The following is a 15,352-nucleotide window of genomic DNA, read 5'->3' on the forward strand; positions in this document are numbered from 1 at the left end:
GCCACAACAGCATTATGTTCGCAGTCTGAACTCTACTGCCCTCGTCACAGTGTTATTTTCCACTGATCACCCGCCCCACCAATACGGTAAACTCCCGCCCATTGCTGTCTGGAGTTATTTATGCGCGCAGAGTTGAACCAAGGCCTGATCGACTTCCTCAAGGCCTCCCCTACCCCATTCCATGCCACCGCCAGCCTTGCCAAACGCCTGGAAGCGGCGGGTTATCAGCGCCTGGACGAGCGCGAGACCTGGGCCACCGAGCCCAACGGTCGCTATTACGTCACGCGCAACGACTCCTCGATCATTGCCTTCAAGCTGGGCCGCAATGCCCCGCTGCACGACGGCATTCGCCTGGTCGGCGCCCACACCGACAGCCCTTGCCTGCGGGTCAAGCCACAACCGGAACTGCAACGCCATGGCTTCTGGCAACTGGGCGTGGAAGTCTACGGGGGTGCGTTGCTGGCGCCGTGGTTCGACCGCGACCTGTCCCTGGCCGGGCGCGTGACCTTCCGCCGCGACGGCAAGGTCGAGAGCCAATTGATCGACTTCCAGGTGCCCATCGCCACGATTCCGAACCTGGCCATCCACCTCAATCGCGAGGCCAACCAGGGCTGGGCGATCAACCCGCAGAACGAACTGCCACCGATCCTGGCTCAGTTCGCCGGTGATGAGCGCGTTGACTTCCGTGCCGTGCTCACCGACCAACTGGCCCGCGAGCACGGCCTGAATGCCGATGTGGTGCTCGATTACGAACTGAGTTTCTACGATACCCAGAGCGCCGCGGTCATCGGCCTGCATGGCGATTTCATTGCCGGTGCACGCCTGGACAACCTGTTGTCGTGCTACGCCGGCCTGCAAGCCTTGCTCAACGCCGACACCGAAGAAACCTGCGTCCTGGTGTGCAACGACCACGAAGAAGTCGGTTCCTGCTCGGCCTGTGGCGCTGACGGCCCGATGTTGGAACAGACCCTGCGACGCCTGTTGCCTGAGGGTGAAGAGTTCGTCCGTACCATTCAGAAATCCCTGCTGGTGTCGGCGGACAACGCCCATGGCGTGCACCCCAACTACGCCGACAAGCACGACGCCAACCACGGTCCCAAGCTCAACGCCGGGCCGGTGATCAAGGTCAACAGCAACCAGCGCTACGCCACCAACAGCGAAACCGCCGGGTTCTTCCGTCACCTGTGCATGGCCGAAGAAGTGCCAGTGCAGAGCTTCGTGGTGCGCAGCGACATGGGCTGCGGCTCGACCATCGGCCCGATCACTGCCAGCCAGCTGGGCGTACGCACTGTGGACATCGGTCTGCCGACGTTCGCCATGCATTCGATCCGCGAGCTATGCGGCAGCCATGACCTGGCGCACCTGGTGAAGGTGTTGAGTGCGTTCTATGCGTCTCGCGAACTGCCATAGTCAACGCTAACCCGTGGCGAGGGAGCTTGCTCCCGCTGGGCTGCGCAGCAGCCCCAACATCTGCAACTGAATGCACGGTTGCCAGTGCTGCGCACTGGAGCGGGAGCAAGCTCCCTCGCCACAAAGGCCAAGGCATATACCGTCACCCTACTGCCAAACCCCAACTAGACTGACCTTATCGCCCCCTCGACAAGGCCGTCGTCATGATCTCGATGTCTGCGTTCCACGCCATGCTGGTGCCCATCATCGCCGGCATGATCCTGCTGGCCATCGGCTTCAACTTCCGGGACAAGGGCGTCGGGGTGTTCGCCATGTGGATCGGCATGTTGCTGATCCTCGCCACGGTGGTGTTCAAGATCCTCGCCAAACTCAACGAGTCGCTCTGACCTCGCTTCAATTCGCGGACGATTGCTCGGGCACATCGACGCCGACATGAATCGCATCGTGGCGCCAGAACTCCAGGTCGCAGTCGATCAGCCGCTGATGCTGGTCGTAATTGACCCGGGCGATCCTCAGTCCGGGGCTACCCACCGAGACCTTCAGCGCCGCCGCAGCTTCCGGTTGTAAAGAGGTAGGCACGATTTCGAACTTCACCCGACCGTAGTGCAGGTCGTAATGCCGGGCGTACAGCTCGGTCATCGACTGGTTGAGATCGAACTCGAGGATGTCCGGAAAATACTGCGGGTTCAGGTAGTGTTCCACGTAAAGCACCAATCGCTCATCGATACGTCGGGCGCGACAGATCTGGATCACGCTGGACAGCGCCGGTAACTGCAACCAGGCACAGACGGCCGCCGAAGCCGGTTGCAGGCGCGCAGAAATCACCTGGGTAGAAGGCACCCGCCCTTGGGCGGCGACCATCGCGTGGAAGTGGCTACGCTGCATCAGGTTATAGGCCAGGCGTGGCGGCGAGACGAACCAGCCCCGGCGCTCTTCCCGATAGATCTGCCCCTGGGCTTCGAGCTGCAACAACGCTTCGCGCACGGTGATGCGCGTGGTCCCGAACAACTCACTGAGCTTGCGCTCGGCCGGCAGCTTGCTGCCGGCGGCCAGCAGCCCGTGGTCAAGCTGCTCCTGCAGGACCTGTCCGATGGTTGTCACCGCTTTGGTTGCATCGATGCGCATCAACGTTACCTATCTGGACTAGACCAGCACTGTTTTCGAGCAGGATCGATTTCCCATCGCCCCCATTTTCATCCTGTAAGCCTAGGCACCGCACATGACTGATCGATGACAGCGGCGCTGAACAGTCGGCGGACAAGCCCTGCAAAATTATAGCCAGAACCTTTCATATCAGGCGTTTAAGCATGGTCTACGCTTAATTCGCAGCCGCCGCGCAGGACCCTGGTCGTGATTGAACGCGCTACCGCAGACATCAAATTGTCACAGGGCTCGCCTAAATTGGCTCAGGTATTGCTGACCTAGACCAACACAACCGCAATCGCAGCGTTGAAAACGCCCATAGGAGCTTCGGATGAAACAGCTTTTCCTGGCATCACTGTTAGGCTCGACCATCGCCATGTGCACCGCCGCCATGGCCGCTGATACCGATCTGAAAACATTGGAAGCCGCTGCGAAAGCGGAAGGCGCCGTGAACAGCGTCGGCATGCCCGATGACTGGGCAAACTGGAAAGGCACCTGGGAAGACCTGGCGAAAACATACGGCCTCAAACACGTCGACACCGACATGAGCTCGGCCCAGGAAATCGCCAAGTTCGCCGCCGAGAAAGACAACGCCAGCGCCGACATCGGCGACGTAGGCGCGGCCTTCGGCCCGATTGCGGTCAAGCAAGGCGTAGTCCAGCCCTACAAACCCAGCACCTGGGACCAAGTGCCTGCCTGGGCCAAGGACAAGGATGGCAACTGGGCCCTGGCCTATACCGGAACCATCGCTTTCATCGTCAACAAAAAGCTGCTGCACGGCTCCGAAATACCGACCAAGTGGGCTGACCTGAAGAGCGGCAAGTACAAGGTTTCCATCGGTGACGTGAGCACCGCCGCCCAGGCCGCCAACGGCGTGCTGGCCGCGGCCCTGGCAAACGGTGGCGACGAGAAGAACCTGCAACCGGCCCTGCTGATGTTCGCCGAGATTGCCAAGCAAGGCCGCCTGTCCATGGCCAACCCGACCATCGCCACCATGGAAAAAGGTGAAGTCGAGGTCGGCGTGGTCTGGGATTTCAACGGTTTGAGCTACAAGGCCAAGATGGCCAACCCGGATGACTACGTCGTACTGATCCCATCCGACGGCTCGGTCATCTCCGGCTACACCACCATCATCAACAAATACGCCAAGCACCCGAATGCCGCCAAACTGACCCGTGAGTACATCTTCAGCGACGCCGGCCAGATCAACCTGGCCAAGGGTAACGCCCGGCCGATCCGCGCCGAGCACCTGAAGCTGCCGGAAGAAATCCAGGCCAAGCTGCTGCCGAACGAGCAGTACAAGCATGTGACACCGATCAAGGATGCCGATGCCTGGGAGAAGACCTCCAAGGCGCTGCCGCAGAAATGGCAGGAAGAAGTCATCATCAATATGCAGTGAGGCGCTAGTCAGCCCCGCTCGGATATCCAACGGAGGTCCAATTGTGGGAGCGAGCTTGCTCGCGATAGCGGTGTATCAGCCAGCATTGATGTCGACTGACATGCCCTCATCGCGAGCAAGCTCGCTCCCACATTGGACCTGCGGTGAATCCGAGCTTTCTGGTGTCCGTCCGGAGTTTTGGTATCCATGAAGCACAACGTCATCCTGGTGGTGCTCGACGGCCTCAATTACGAAGTCGCCCGGCACGCCATGGGGCATTTGCAGGCGTATGTCGGCGCAGGACGCGCGGCCCTGTACAAACTGGAATGTGAGCTGCCGGCCCTGTCCCGCCCACTCTACGAATGCATCCTTACCGGCGTCGCCCCCATCGAGAGCGGTATCGTGCACAACAATGTTTCGCGCCTGTCGAACCAGCGCAGCATTTTCCACTACGCCACCGATGCCGGTTTGAGCACGGCGGCCGCTGCCTATCACTGGGTCAGCGAACTCTACAATGCGTCACCGTTCGTGGCCGGCAGGGACCGCCATACCGACAACCCCGAACTGCCGATTCAATACGGACATTTCTACTGGAACGACCACTATCCCGACTCCCACCTGTTCGCCGATGCCGAGCACCTGCGCGTGCGCTACCGGCCGGATTTCCTGCTGGTGCATCCGATGAACATCGACGACGCCGGCCACAAGCACGGCCTCGACACCCCGCAATACCGCAACAGTGCCCGCTCGGCCGACATCAACCTGGCGGTCTATCTGCAAGACTGGCTCGACGCTGGTTACCAGGTATTGGTGACGTCCGACCACGGCATGAACAACGACCGTTCCCACAACGGCTTGCTGGCCGAAGAACGCGAAGTGCCCCTGTTTGTCCTCGGTGACGGCTTCAGCCTCGACCCTGGCGCGGCACCGAGACAGACCGAACTGTGCGGGACCATCTGCCAATTGCTCGGTGTCGACCACAACAAACCCTATTGCCGGGAGTTGCTCAAGTGAATGCCATGACCCGCGGCAAATGGCTGGCGGCCTTGTGCCTGGTGCCCTTCGCGATCTTCTTTATCGTGTTCCAGATCGCCCCGCTGCTCTGGGTGCTGGTCAACAGCCTGGAATCCGAAGAATTCGGCTGGGGCCTGGCCAATTTCAGCAAGATCTTCAATTCGAAGTTTTACCTGCAAGCGATCCAGCACAGCCTGGAGATCAGTTTCTGGTCCAGCGTGTTCGGCATCGTCATCGCAGTGCTTGGCAGCTACTCGCTGCGCCGGGTCGATTCGCGGTTGCGCAACTTCGTCAACGCATTCGCCAACATGACCAGCAACTTCGCTGGCGTGCCCCTGGCCTTCGCCTTCATCATCCTGCTGGGGTTCAACGGCAGCATCACCCTGATGCTCAAGCAGGCGGGAATCATCGAGGACTTCAACCTCTATTCGAAGACCGGACTGATCATTCTCTACACCTATTTCCAGATTCCCCTGGGCGTGCTGCTGCTTTATCCGGCCTTCGATGCCCTGCGTGAAGACTGGCGCGAGTCCGCCGAACTGCTGGGCGCCAGCGGTTGGCAGTTCTGGCGGCACATCGGCCTGCCGGTACTGACGCCGGCGCTGCTGGGGACCTTCGTGATCCTGCTGGCCAATGCCCTCGGCGCCTATGCCACGGTCTATGCGCTGACCACCGGCAACTTCAACGTGCTGCCGATTCGCATCGCGGCCATGGTCTCCGGGGACATTTCCCTGGACCCGAACATGGCCAGCGCCCTGGCCGTGGTGCTGGTGGCGTTGATGACCCTGGTGACCGTGATCCATCAGCTGTTGCTCAAGAGGAGCTACCATGTCTCGCGCTGAATCGAGCCCGGCCGGGCTCTATCATCGGGCGGTGGTGTACCTGCTGTTCGCCATCCTGCTGCTACCCCTGGCCGGCACGTTGATCTATTCCATCGCCAGCAGTTGGTCGGCCACCGTGCTGCCCGCAGGCTTCACCTTCAAATGGTATGTGCAGTTGTGGAGTGATCCGCGCTTTCTCAGCGCCTTCGGTCAATCACTGCTGGTCTGCGTCGGTGCGCTGGTGCTTTCGGTGGTGCTGATCCTGCCGTTGTTGTTCGTGGTGCATTACCACTTCCCGAAACTCGACGCGCTGATGAACATCCTCATCCTGCTGCCCTTCGCGGTGCCGCCGGTGGTGTCATCGGTGGGGCTGCTGCAACTCTACGGCTCAGGAACGCTGGCCATGGTGGGCACGCCATGGATCCTGATCGGCTGTTACTTCACCGTCGCCCTGCCCTTCATGTACCGGGCGATCACCAACAACCTGCAAGCCATCAACCTGCGGGACCTGATGGACGCCGCCCAACTGCTCGGCGCCAGCACCTTCCAGGCCGCCGTGCTGGTGGTGTTGCCCAATCTGCGCAAGGGCCTGATGGTCGCGTTGCTGCTGTCCTTCTCCTTCCTGTTCGGCGAGTTCGTGTTTGCCAACATCCTCGTCGGCACCCGCTATGAAACCCTGCAGGTGTACCTGAACAACATGCGTAACAGCAGCGGTCACTTCACCAGTGCGTTGGTGATCTCCTACTTCCTCTTCGTACTGGTCCTGACCTGGGCGGCCAACATCTTGAACAGGGACAAAAGCCAATGAGCTACGTCAGCGTCCAACACCTGCAGAAAACCTATGCCGGCACGCCGGTGTTCAGCGACATCAACTGCCAGATCGGCAAGGGCGAGTTCGTCACCCTGCTCGGCCCTTCCGGCTGCGGCAAGTCCACGCTGCTGCGCTGCATTGCCGGCCTGACGCCGGTGGACGCCGGCCAGATCCTGCTGGACGGGCAAGACATCGTCCCGCTGAGCCCGCAAAAGCGCGGCATCGGCATGGTGTTCCAGAGCTACGCCCTGTTTCCCAACATGACCGTGGAACAGAACGTCGCCTTTGGCCTGCGCATGCAAAAAGTGGATGCCCAGGACAGCCGCCAGCGGGAGCTGGAGATCTTGCGCCTGGTGGAGTTGCACGACTTCGCCGGCCGCTATCCTCATCAATTGTCCGGCGGCCAATGCCAGCGCGTGGCCCTGGCCCGCTCTCTGGTGACCCGCCCGCGCCTGTTACTGCTGGACGAACCGCTGTCGGCCCTCGATGCGCGGATTCGCAAGCACCTGCGCGAACAGATCCGTCAGATCCAGCGCGAATTGGGCCTGACCACGATTTTCGTCACGCACGATCAGGAAGAAGCGCTGACCATGTCAGACCGGATTTTCCTGATGAATCAGGGAAAGATCGTACAGAGCGGCGATGCCGAAACCCTGTACACAGCACCCGTCGATGTGTTCGCCGCCGGCTTCATCGGCAACTACAACCTGCTGGACGCCGACAGCGCCAGCCGGCTGCTGCAACGCCCGGTGACGGCACGCATCGCCATTCGCCCGGAAGCCATCGAGCTGAGTCGCAACGGCGAACCGGATGCGCTGATCCGCAGCCACAGCCTGCTGGGCAACGTCATCCGCTACCGGGTCGAGGCCCGTGGCGTGGAGCTGGTGGTCGATGTCCTCAACCGTTCGGCGGCCGATCTGCATCCCGATGGGGCTCGACTGTCGCTTTCCATCGATCCGTCGGCCCTGTGTGAGGTAGCCTGATGGCCTTGTTGATTTTGAAGCTGATCTTGAGAAGGGAAACGCGCTGATGGCCCTGGCAATTTTTGATCTGGACGAAACCCTGATCCACGGCGATTGCGCCACCCTCTGGAGCGAGCAAATGGGCCGCCTGGGCTGGGTCGATCCCGAGTCCTTCATGCGCCGCAACAACGAGCTGATGGACGCCTACAGCCACGGCAAGCTGCTGATGGAGGCCTACATGGATTTCAGCCTGGAGCCGATGATCGGCCGCACCCCGGAGGAAATCGAACACCTGGTGACGCCGTGGGTGGAAGACTTCATCGAGCCGATCATCTTCAGCGACGCCACCCGTGCCATCGCCGAGCACCGCAAGGCCGGCGACCGGATCCTGGTGATCTCGGCCTCGGGCACACACCTGGTCAAACCCATCGCTGAACGCCTGGGTATCGATGAGATCCTGGCGATCGACCTTGAAGTCGTCAACGGGGCTTACACAGGCAAGACCGTGGGCACCCTGACCTATCGCGAAGGCAAGATCACCCGACTGCTGGACTGGCTGGATGCCGAAGAAGAAAACCTCGAAGGCGCGAGTTTCTATTCCGACTCGCGCAACGACCTGCCGCTGCTGCAACGGGTGGACTTCCCCCACGTCGTCAACCCGGACCCGGTGCTCAAAGCCCATGCCGAATCAGCGGGATGGCCGATTCATACCTGGAAGTAAATGCTTTTAGGGTCTGTGACGCACCTGTGGGAGCGAGCTTGCTCGCGATAGTGGTGTGTCAGTCAATCCTCCATTGCTGACCGACGCCATCGCGAGCAAGCTCGCTCCCACATGTACCAGCGCCCGGATCCTGTGGCGAAGGAGCTTGCTCCCGCTCGGCTGCGAAGCAGTCGCAGAACCGGCTGATCCAGCGTGGCTCCCGTCTTCGAACTATCCAATGCCTTGCCTTAGTACGCGCAAGACACCTGCATGGCGTTGAGGGCCGTATCGTCGCCGTTGCCCTGGTCGGGTTCCACCCGAGTCCTGAAACCATTCACTTTCCCGCCACCTATGCCGTCGGCGCAACGGTAGAATCCGGTCCACTCCCCCCACGCGGCGGGCGGGTCACCGACCAGGATTTGCGAGCCGCAATTGATCTTGATATTGCCGGCGGCGGTATCGTCCTTCGAGCCCTTTTCCTTGTCCCTGCCCTGAAACCGCTCCACCTGAATGGCAAAAGCTATGGCGGGATGTTCGCGGCAAACGTAATCCTTGCCCCAACTTCCCCACCCTCCTTCCAGGCTCTGGATGTAGGTCGGCGCTCCCGTGGCGCTGCTCTTGCAGATCAACTGGATCGCATTCAAGGCGGTATCGTCGCCGTTGCCCTGATAGGGCTCGCTCTTGAGCCGGAAGCCCCAGACATGTTGCCTCTGCGGGCAATACGCCATGGGTCCCCAATTTCCCCATTGGCCTTGTTCTGAAGTATCCGGAGGCACTCTTCCGGTCTCTTGTCCCCGGGCGCCCTCGTAGGCCAACAGGGAAAGCGTGATAACCAGCATGCGTAAAGCGGCGTAATCGGACATGACAGGGCCCTGCCTGGATCGGGAAAAGACTGGCCAGAGAGACACCTTCTCTCACCTCGACTCTAGAGTCAGGCATTTGAGGGTGTCTACTGTCAGATCCGACAGGGTGTACGCCTATCCAACGTGCCGAATCAGCTCAGGCTCTCATCGATCACCAGCACCAGTTTCCCCGACACCGTGTTGGTCGCCAGTTCCTTGAACGCCGCTTCGGCATCCTCAATGGCAAAGGTGCGGGCCAGTTGCGGGCTCAGGCGGCCTTCGCTGAACAGCGGCCAGACTTGCCGGCCCAACTCACTGATCAGATCAGCCTTGAATTGATCGTCACGACTGCGCAAGGTCGAGCCCAACAGTTGGATACGCTTGCCCAGTACCTGGGCCAGGTCAAACTCCGCCGAGCGGCCGCTCATAAGCCCGATCAGCACCCAGCGTCCGTCAACTGACAAAAGTTTCACGTTGAGTCCGGCGTAGTTCGCACCCACGGGATCGAGGATCACATCGAAGGGACCGAATTCGCTCAAGCGGTTGATATCGTCGGTGCGAATCACCCCGCCCTGGGCACCGAGGGCTTGGCAATAGGCCAGCCGATCCGCCGAGCCGACACTGACCCAACACGGGTTGCCGAACGCCTTGCACAGTTGGATCGCAGCCGAGCCGACGCCACTGGCCCCGGCGTGCAACAGCACTTTTTCACCCGGCTTGAGCGCGGCCAATTGATACAAATTCAGCCACGCAGTGCTGTAGACCTCAGGCAGCGCGGCGGCTTCGGCCAAGGACAGGCCCTCCGGTACCGGCAACACATGGCGGCCATCGACCACCACTTCTTCGGCCATCCCACCGCCGGCAAGCAAGGCACAAACGCGGTCGCCGACTGCCCAGGACGAGCCTGGGCCGACTTCGCTGATGACCCCGGAACACTCCAGCCCCAACACCTGACTCGCGCCGGGCGGCGGCGGATAGAGCCCGGCCTTCTGCAATAAATCGGCCCGATTCAGGCCGGCGGCCGCTACCCGGATGCGAACTTGCCCTGCATCACACACAGGAGTTGGCTCCTGTGCCCATACCACTTGGCCTTCAACGCCTTGCAATGCTTTCACGGTGCCTCCATAGTGAGTCTCGACTGGGCCCGCTGCTGTAACGCCGGGCTTTCTTGCATTATGCGCCCGGGCCACATGGAACCGGCGACTTCAAAGACGGCCTAATATGCGTGATCAATTGTCCCTGCGTCGAATCAGTATGAAGCGTTTGTTCCCCAGCACTGCACTTGCCCTTTTCATTGGCCTTGGCGTTTCCACGCTCTCGAGCAATACGTTTGCGGCCAACAGCTGGGACAAGCTTCAGCCCGATCGTGACGAGGTGATAGCCAGCCTTAACGTCGTCGAGCTGCTCAAGCGTCACCACTACAGCAAGCCGCCGCTCGATGACGCGCGCTCGGTCATCATTTATGACAGTTACATCAAGTTGCTTGATCCGTCGCGCAGTTATTTCCTGGCCAGCGACATCGCCGAATTCGACAAGTGGAAAACCCAGTTCGACGACTTCCTCAAGAGCGGCGACCTCAATGCCGGGTTCATCATCTACAAGCGCTACCTGGACCGTGTGAAGGCGCGTCTGGACTACGCCCTCGCCGAGCTGAACAAAGGCGTCGATAAAATCGATTTCAATGCCAAGGAAACCCTGCTGGTCGACCGCAAGGACGCGCCTTGGCTCAAAAGCACCGCCGAGCTCGACGACCTGTGGCGCAAACGTGTCAAGGACGAAGTGCTGCGCATGAAGATCGCCGGCAAGGAGCCCAAGCAGATTCAGGAAACCCTGACCAAGCGCTACAAGAACCAACTGGCGCGCCTGGACCAGACCCGTGCCGAGGATATCTTCCAGGCGTACATCAACACCTTCGCCATGTCCTACGACCCGCACACCAATTATCTCTCGCCGGATAACGCGGAAAACTTCGACATCAACATGAGTCTGTCCCTGGAAGGCATCGGCGCTGTCCTGCAAAGCGACAACGACCAGGTGAAAATCGTGCGCCTGGTGCCGGCGGGGCCGGCGGACAAGACCAAGCAGGTGGGGCCGGCGGACAAGATCATCGGCGTTGCCCAGGGCAACAAGGAAATGGTCGACGTGGTCGGCTGGCGCCTGGACGAAGTGGTCAAGCTGATCCGTGGGCCGAAAGGTTCGGTGGTGCGCCTGGAGGTCATCCCGGCCAGCAACGCACCGAACGATCAGACCAGCAAAATCGTAGCCATCACTCGGGAAGCCGTGAAGCTGGAAGAACAGGCGGCGAAGAAATCGGTCCTCAACCTGAAACAGGACGGCAAGGACTACAAGCTCGGCGTCATCGAGATCCCGGCCTTCTACCTGGACTTCAAGGCGTTCCGCGCCGGCGATCCGGACTACAAGAGCACCACCCGCGACGTCAAGAAGCTGCTGACCGAGCTGCAGAAGGAAAAAGTCGACGGCGTGGTCATCGACTTGCGCAACAACGGCGGCGGCTCCCTGCAGGAAGCCACCGAGTTGACCAGCCTGTTTATCGACAAGGGCCCGACCGTGCTCGTGCGTAATGCCGATGGCCGCGTGGACGTGCTGGAAGACGAAAACCCGGGCGCATTCTACAAAGGCCCGATGGCGCTGCTGGTGAACCGCCTGTCGGCTTCGGCCTCGGAGATTTTCGCCGGCGCCATGCAGGATTATCACCGTGCGCTGATCATCGGCGGCCAGACCTTCGGCAAAGGCACCGTGCAGACCATCCAGCCACTCAACCATGGCGAGCTGAAACTGACCCTGGCCAAGTTCTACCGGGTCTCCGGCCAGAGCACCCAGCATCAGGGCGTACTGCCGGACATCGATTACCCGTCGATCATCGACACCAAGGAAATCGGTGAGAGCGCCCTGCCCGAGGCCATGCCGTGGGACACCATCAAGCCTGCGATCAAGCCGGCCGTGGATCCGTTCAAGCCATTCCTGGCCCAGCTCAAGTCCGAACATGACAGCCGTACGGCCCAGGACGCGGAGTTCGTATTCATCCGCGACAAGCTGGCCCTGGCGCAAAAACTGATGCTGGAAAAAACCGTCACCCTCAACGAAGCCGACCGTCGCGCGCAGCACGCCGACATCGAAGCCAAGCAACTGGCGATGGAAAACCTGCGTCGCAAGGCCAAGGGCGAAGAACCGCTCAAAGAGCTGAAGAAAGAAGACGAAGACCTCATCACCGAGCCGGAAAAAACCAAGCCGGAAGACGATGCCTACCTGAGCGAAACCGGGCGGATCCTGCTCGATTACCTGAAACTCAACACCGCGGTTGCCAAACACTGACGATGATGGCGATTTAATGGTGATGCGCGTCGGAGTGTCATCAAACTGACATCATCCTGTCGTGAAATATGGACCGGGCGCTTCCTGAGCGGATAGCGCCCGGTCCATTTTTTATCGCCAGAGAAAGCCATGACCACGACAGAACAGCTGGGCGCCTTGAGTTCGATCCTGGCTCAAAGCGGTTTGCACAGCCTGTTCCAACCGATTCTCTGCCTATCCGAACGACGTATCGTCGGCTACGAAGCCTTGACTCGCGGCCCGTCCAACAGCCCGTTGCATTCCCCCATCGCCCTGCTCTCCGTAGCCCGCCAGGCCGGACGCCTCAGCGAACTCGAACTGGCCTGCCGCCGCAGCGCCTGCCACCGCTTCAACGAGCAGAAGCTGCCGGGCAAGCTGTTCCTCAACGTTTCGCCCGAATCCCTCCTGGAAGCGGCGCACCAGACCGGGCGTACGTTGCAACTGCTGCAAGACTTCGGTATCCCGCCCAGCCAGGTGGTGATCGAGCTGACCGAACAGACACCTATCGATGACTTCCAGCTTTTGCAGAATGCGCTGCATCATTACCGGGCCATGGGCTTCTCGATTGCCCTGGATGACCTGGGCGCCGGGTATTCCAGCCTGCGGCTGTGGTCCGAATTGCGCCCGGACTACGTCAAGATCGACCGGCATTTCATCGACGGCATTCATCAGGATGCCCTCAAGCGCGAGTTCGTCGGATCGATATTGAAGATTGCCCGTACGTCACGGGCCCAGGTGATTGCCGAAGGCATTGAACTGCCGGAAGAACTGGCGGTGCTGATCGAAATGGGCGTCGACCTGGTCCAGGGGTATCTGCTCGCCCGGCCTCAGGAACAACCGGCTCGCGATGCGAGGACGCTGATGCCCAAGCAGGACGCTGGAGTGGCGTCACTGAACGATGAGATCAACGATCTCGGCGCGCTGCTCAACGAACAACCGGCAGTGGCCCACGACACCCCGACCGCTACCGTGCTGGAAGCATTTCGGCGCCAGGCCAACCTCAACTCCCTGGCCGTGCTGGATTACCGGGAACAACCCTGTGGCATTGTGCACCGCCATTCCCTCTCCGACGCCTTGCTCAAGCCCTTCGCCACCGACCTGTTCGCTCGCAAGCCCATCAGCCGCCTGATGAGCGACGACTTCCTCGCGGTGGAACTGAGCCAGTCGCTGCAACAGGTCAGCCGCCTCATCACCAGCCGCGCCCGGCAACGCATCGAGGAGGACTTCATCATCACCCTCAATGGCAGCTACTTGGGCCTGGGCCGAGTGATCGACGTGCTCAAGCTGATCACCGAACTGAAAATCCAACAGGCCCGCTACGCCAACCCGCTGACCCTGCTGCCGGGCAACGTACCGATCCAGCAATGCCTCACCCGCGTGCTGCAGCAGCGCCAGGAATCGGTGATCTGCTACGTCGACATCGACAGCTTCAAACCCTTCAACGACATCTACGGCTATGGCCGCGGCGACGAAGTCCTACTGTGCCTGGCGCAATGCCTGAACGAACGCATCGACCCCAGCCGCGATTTCGTCGGCCACATCGGTGGCGACGACTTCCTCCTGGTCCTCGGCCCGGAAGACTGGCGCAAACGCCTCGACCAACTCCTGACCGACTTCCAGAGCCACTGCCGCCGCTTCTACCGTCCTGAACACCTGGAAGCCGGGTACTTCACGGCGTTGAATAGACAGGGGGTTCGCCAGGATTTTGCTTTGCTGTCGCTATCGATTGGCGTGGTGCATCTGAGGTCGGAAGCGTGTGGGGAGTTGGATGCGAGCCAGTTGGCGGAACTGGCTTCGCAGGCGAAGCATCATGCGAAGGGGATTTTGGGGGGGAGTGTGTATTTAGTTGATGGTTTGGTCGAGCGGAAGGCCGTGGCGGAGTTGGGGTTATCGGTTTGAGCGGATTCCCCACTGCCGCTCTCGGCCCGAGCGCCGGACACTAACCTTGTGGCGAGGGAGCTTACTCCCGCTGGGCTGCGTAGCAGCCCTAAAGCAGCAAGCTCATTCCTCCTGATACTCCGAGTTGTCTGGCTCAGCCAATCTGGTCGATCTTACGAGCTATTCTGCAAGTAATATGATGTAGCCATGCTTCGCTCGTTTCCCAGGCAGTCCAATAGCTGTAGTAACAGCTCAGTTCCCTTAGCAGATATCCCTGCATCTCACACTCGGTTTTTCTTTGCTTGAGTAGAACGTCAAGTTCCTGCAGAACTGTCTTTAGGATTTCCGAGTCAGATTCTGAAAGGAATGCATCTAGCGCTTGTTCAGCGGTTTGATACTCAGCTGGCCAATCTTGATGAAAATAGGCCCCAAAAAAATCATGCAGTTCTGGAAATCGTTGATTCATACTTCCGGAAATCCTGTAATCAAAAAGTATCCTGCTGGTTGTTGTTTATCTTTCTTCAAGACCAGTAATACTTTGTGTGCTGGCAGGTAGTCGGTACGGCCATTTATCAGGCTGACTCCAACTGGATGAGCAAAAACATGAGTTACAGTCGTCTTGTCTTTTTTACTTGCCAAGAATTTTTCAATTTTTCTCTGATTTGCTGCTAGCGTCCTAGCTGCTGATAGCTCAGCTGTAGTTCGATCTGGGAACGTCGACGCGGCGGGAACATTTGGCTCCTTCTCTATCCTTTTAGCCAATTGCGCATCCGTCCTACCAATATGTTTCTCAATCAAATGCCCACCCCGGGCCTCATGCGCCGCCAAGCCGCCTCCCGGCACGATCTCACTAAACGGCCCGTCAGCCTCGATATCGCCCGGACAGTTACACGCCAACCCCAACGGATCCACCCACCCCGTCGGGTTCAGGGTGTAGCGATACCCATTGAGCCCACCCGCCAACTTACTCGGATCCGGTGTCAGGTAGCGCCCGGTCTCGGGATTGTAGTAGCGATGCCGGTTGTAGTGCAGGCCGCTTTCA

General features: G+C 60.1%; 15 protein-coding genes. 10 read left to right on the plus strand and 5 right to left on the minus strand.

Going from position 1 to position 15,352, the window contains the following annotated elements; genetic code table 11:
- The first annotated feature begins 120 nt into the window (after positions 1–120).
- Both ACLEJR_RS26510 and ACLEJR_RS26515 read left to right on the plus strand, forming a co-directional pair.
- Complete coding sequence (locus ACLEJR_RS26510; protein WP_440817625.1) at positions 121–1,410, plus strand: M18 family aminopeptidase; 1,290 nt, start codon at positions 121–123, stop codon at positions 1,408–1,410.
- Between the two features lie 203 nt (positions 1,411–1,613).
- Positions 1,614–1,796 carry a hypothetical protein gene (locus ACLEJR_RS26515; RefSeq protein ID WP_440794388.1) on the plus strand — a complete coding sequence of 61 codons (183 nt, stop codon included), beginning with the start codon at positions 1,614–1,616 and terminating at the stop codon, positions 1,794–1,796.
- Positions 1,797–1,803: 7 nt separating this feature from the next.
- On the opposite strand, the gene ACLEJR_RS26520 is transcribed toward ACLEJR_RS26515, so the two are convergent.
- The gene (locus tag ACLEJR_RS26520) at positions 1,804–2,535 is read right to left on the minus strand and encodes a UTRA domain-containing protein (RefSeq protein WP_440817627.1); all 732 of its coding nucleotides are present in this window, start codon (positions 2,533–2,535) and stop codon (positions 1,804–1,806) included.
- Between the two features lie 349 nt (positions 2,536–2,884).
- Between ACLEJR_RS26520 and ACLEJR_RS26525 the strand changes: the two genes are divergently transcribed.
- The 6 genes from ACLEJR_RS26525 to ACLEJR_RS26550 all read left to right on the plus strand — a co-directional run bounded on the left by ACLEJR_RS26525 (position 2,885) and on the right by ACLEJR_RS26550 (position 8,260).
- Positions 2,885–3,952 carry an ABC transporter substrate-binding protein gene (locus ACLEJR_RS26525; RefSeq protein ID WP_440817630.1) on the plus strand — a complete coding sequence of 356 codons (1,068 nt, stop codon included), beginning with the start codon at positions 2,885–2,887 and terminating at the stop codon, positions 3,950–3,952.
- A gap of 186 nt (positions 3,953–4,138) precedes the next feature.
- Positions 4,139–4,945 carry an alkaline phosphatase family protein gene (locus ACLEJR_RS26530; RefSeq protein ID WP_440817633.1) on the plus strand — a complete coding sequence of 269 codons (807 nt, stop codon included), beginning with the start codon at positions 4,139–4,141 and terminating at the stop codon, positions 4,943–4,945.
- 5 nt (positions 4,946–4,950) lie between these two features.
- Complete coding sequence (locus ACLEJR_RS26535; RefSeq protein WP_440794422.1) at positions 4,951–5,787, plus strand: ABC transporter permease; 837 nt, start codon at positions 4,951–4,953, stop codon at positions 5,785–5,787.
- Positions 5,774–6,574: an ABC transporter permease gene (locus ACLEJR_RS26540; protein ID WP_440817634.1), complete on the plus strand. Its 801-nt coding sequence runs from the start codon at positions 5,774–5,776 to the stop codon at positions 6,572–6,574. The genes ACLEJR_RS26535 and ACLEJR_RS26540 overlap by 14 nt, the downstream gene beginning before the upstream one ends.
- Positions 6,571–7,560: an ABC transporter ATP-binding protein gene (locus ACLEJR_RS26545; RefSeq protein ID WP_440817637.1), complete on the plus strand. Its 990-nt coding sequence runs from the start codon at positions 6,571–6,573 to the stop codon at positions 7,558–7,560. The genes ACLEJR_RS26540 and ACLEJR_RS26545 overlap by 4 nt, the downstream gene beginning before the upstream one ends.
- 46 nt (positions 7,561–7,606) lie before the next feature.
- A complete protein-coding gene (locus ACLEJR_RS26550) occupies positions 7,607–8,260 on the plus strand; it encodes an HAD family hydrolase (protein ID WP_440794399.1) in 654 nt (217 codons plus the stop codon).
- 227 nt (positions 8,261–8,487) lie between these two features.
- Here ACLEJR_RS26550 and ACLEJR_RS26555 read toward each other — a convergent pair whose 3' ends face one another.
- Complete coding sequence (locus tag ACLEJR_RS26555) at positions 8,488–9,102, minus strand: hypothetical protein (protein ID WP_440794401.1); 615 nt, start codon at positions 9,100–9,102, stop codon at positions 8,488–8,490.
- A 131-nt stretch (positions 9,103–9,233) separates the two neighbouring features.
- Positions 9,234–10,196, minus strand: a complete 963-nt coding sequence (locus ACLEJR_RS26560) for an NAD(P)H-quinone oxidoreductase (protein ID WP_440817639.1) — start codon at positions 10,194–10,196, stop codon at positions 9,234–9,236.
- A 139-nt stretch (positions 10,197–10,335) separates the two neighbouring features.
- Here ACLEJR_RS26560 and ACLEJR_RS26565 point away from each other — a divergent pair, with 139 nt between their 5' ends.
- Both ACLEJR_RS26565 and ACLEJR_RS26570 read left to right on the plus strand, forming a co-directional pair.
- A complete protein-coding gene (locus tag ACLEJR_RS26565) occupies positions 10,336–12,414 on the plus strand; it encodes a carboxy terminal-processing peptidase (RefSeq protein ID WP_440794405.1) in 2,079 nt (692 codons plus the stop codon).
- Between the two features lie 129 nt (positions 12,415–12,543).
- Positions 12,544–14,331: a bifunctional diguanylate cyclase/phosphodiesterase gene (locus tag ACLEJR_RS26570; RefSeq protein WP_440817640.1), complete on the plus strand. Its 1,788-nt coding sequence runs from the start codon at positions 12,544–12,546 to the stop codon at positions 14,329–14,331.
- 133 nt (positions 14,332–14,464) lie between these two features.
- On the opposite strand, the gene ACLEJR_RS26575 is transcribed toward ACLEJR_RS26570, so the two are convergent.
- Both ACLEJR_RS26575 and ACLEJR_RS26580 read right to left on the minus strand, forming a co-directional pair.
- Entirely contained in the window at positions 14,465–14,776 is a 312-nt protein-coding gene (locus ACLEJR_RS26575; protein WP_440794409.1) for a contact-dependent growth inhibition system immunity protein, read from the minus strand.
- Positions 14,773–15,352: RNase A-like domain-containing protein (locus ACLEJR_RS26580; protein WP_440817642.1), on the minus strand; the 580-nt coding region annotated here is incomplete at its 5' end. The genes ACLEJR_RS26575 and ACLEJR_RS26580, both read right to left, overlap by 4 nt.

This window comes from Pseudomonas sp. SMN5 (assembly GCF_052041925.1).
GTDB lineage: Bacteria > Pseudomonadota > Gammaproteobacteria > Pseudomonadales > Pseudomonadaceae > Aquipseudomonas.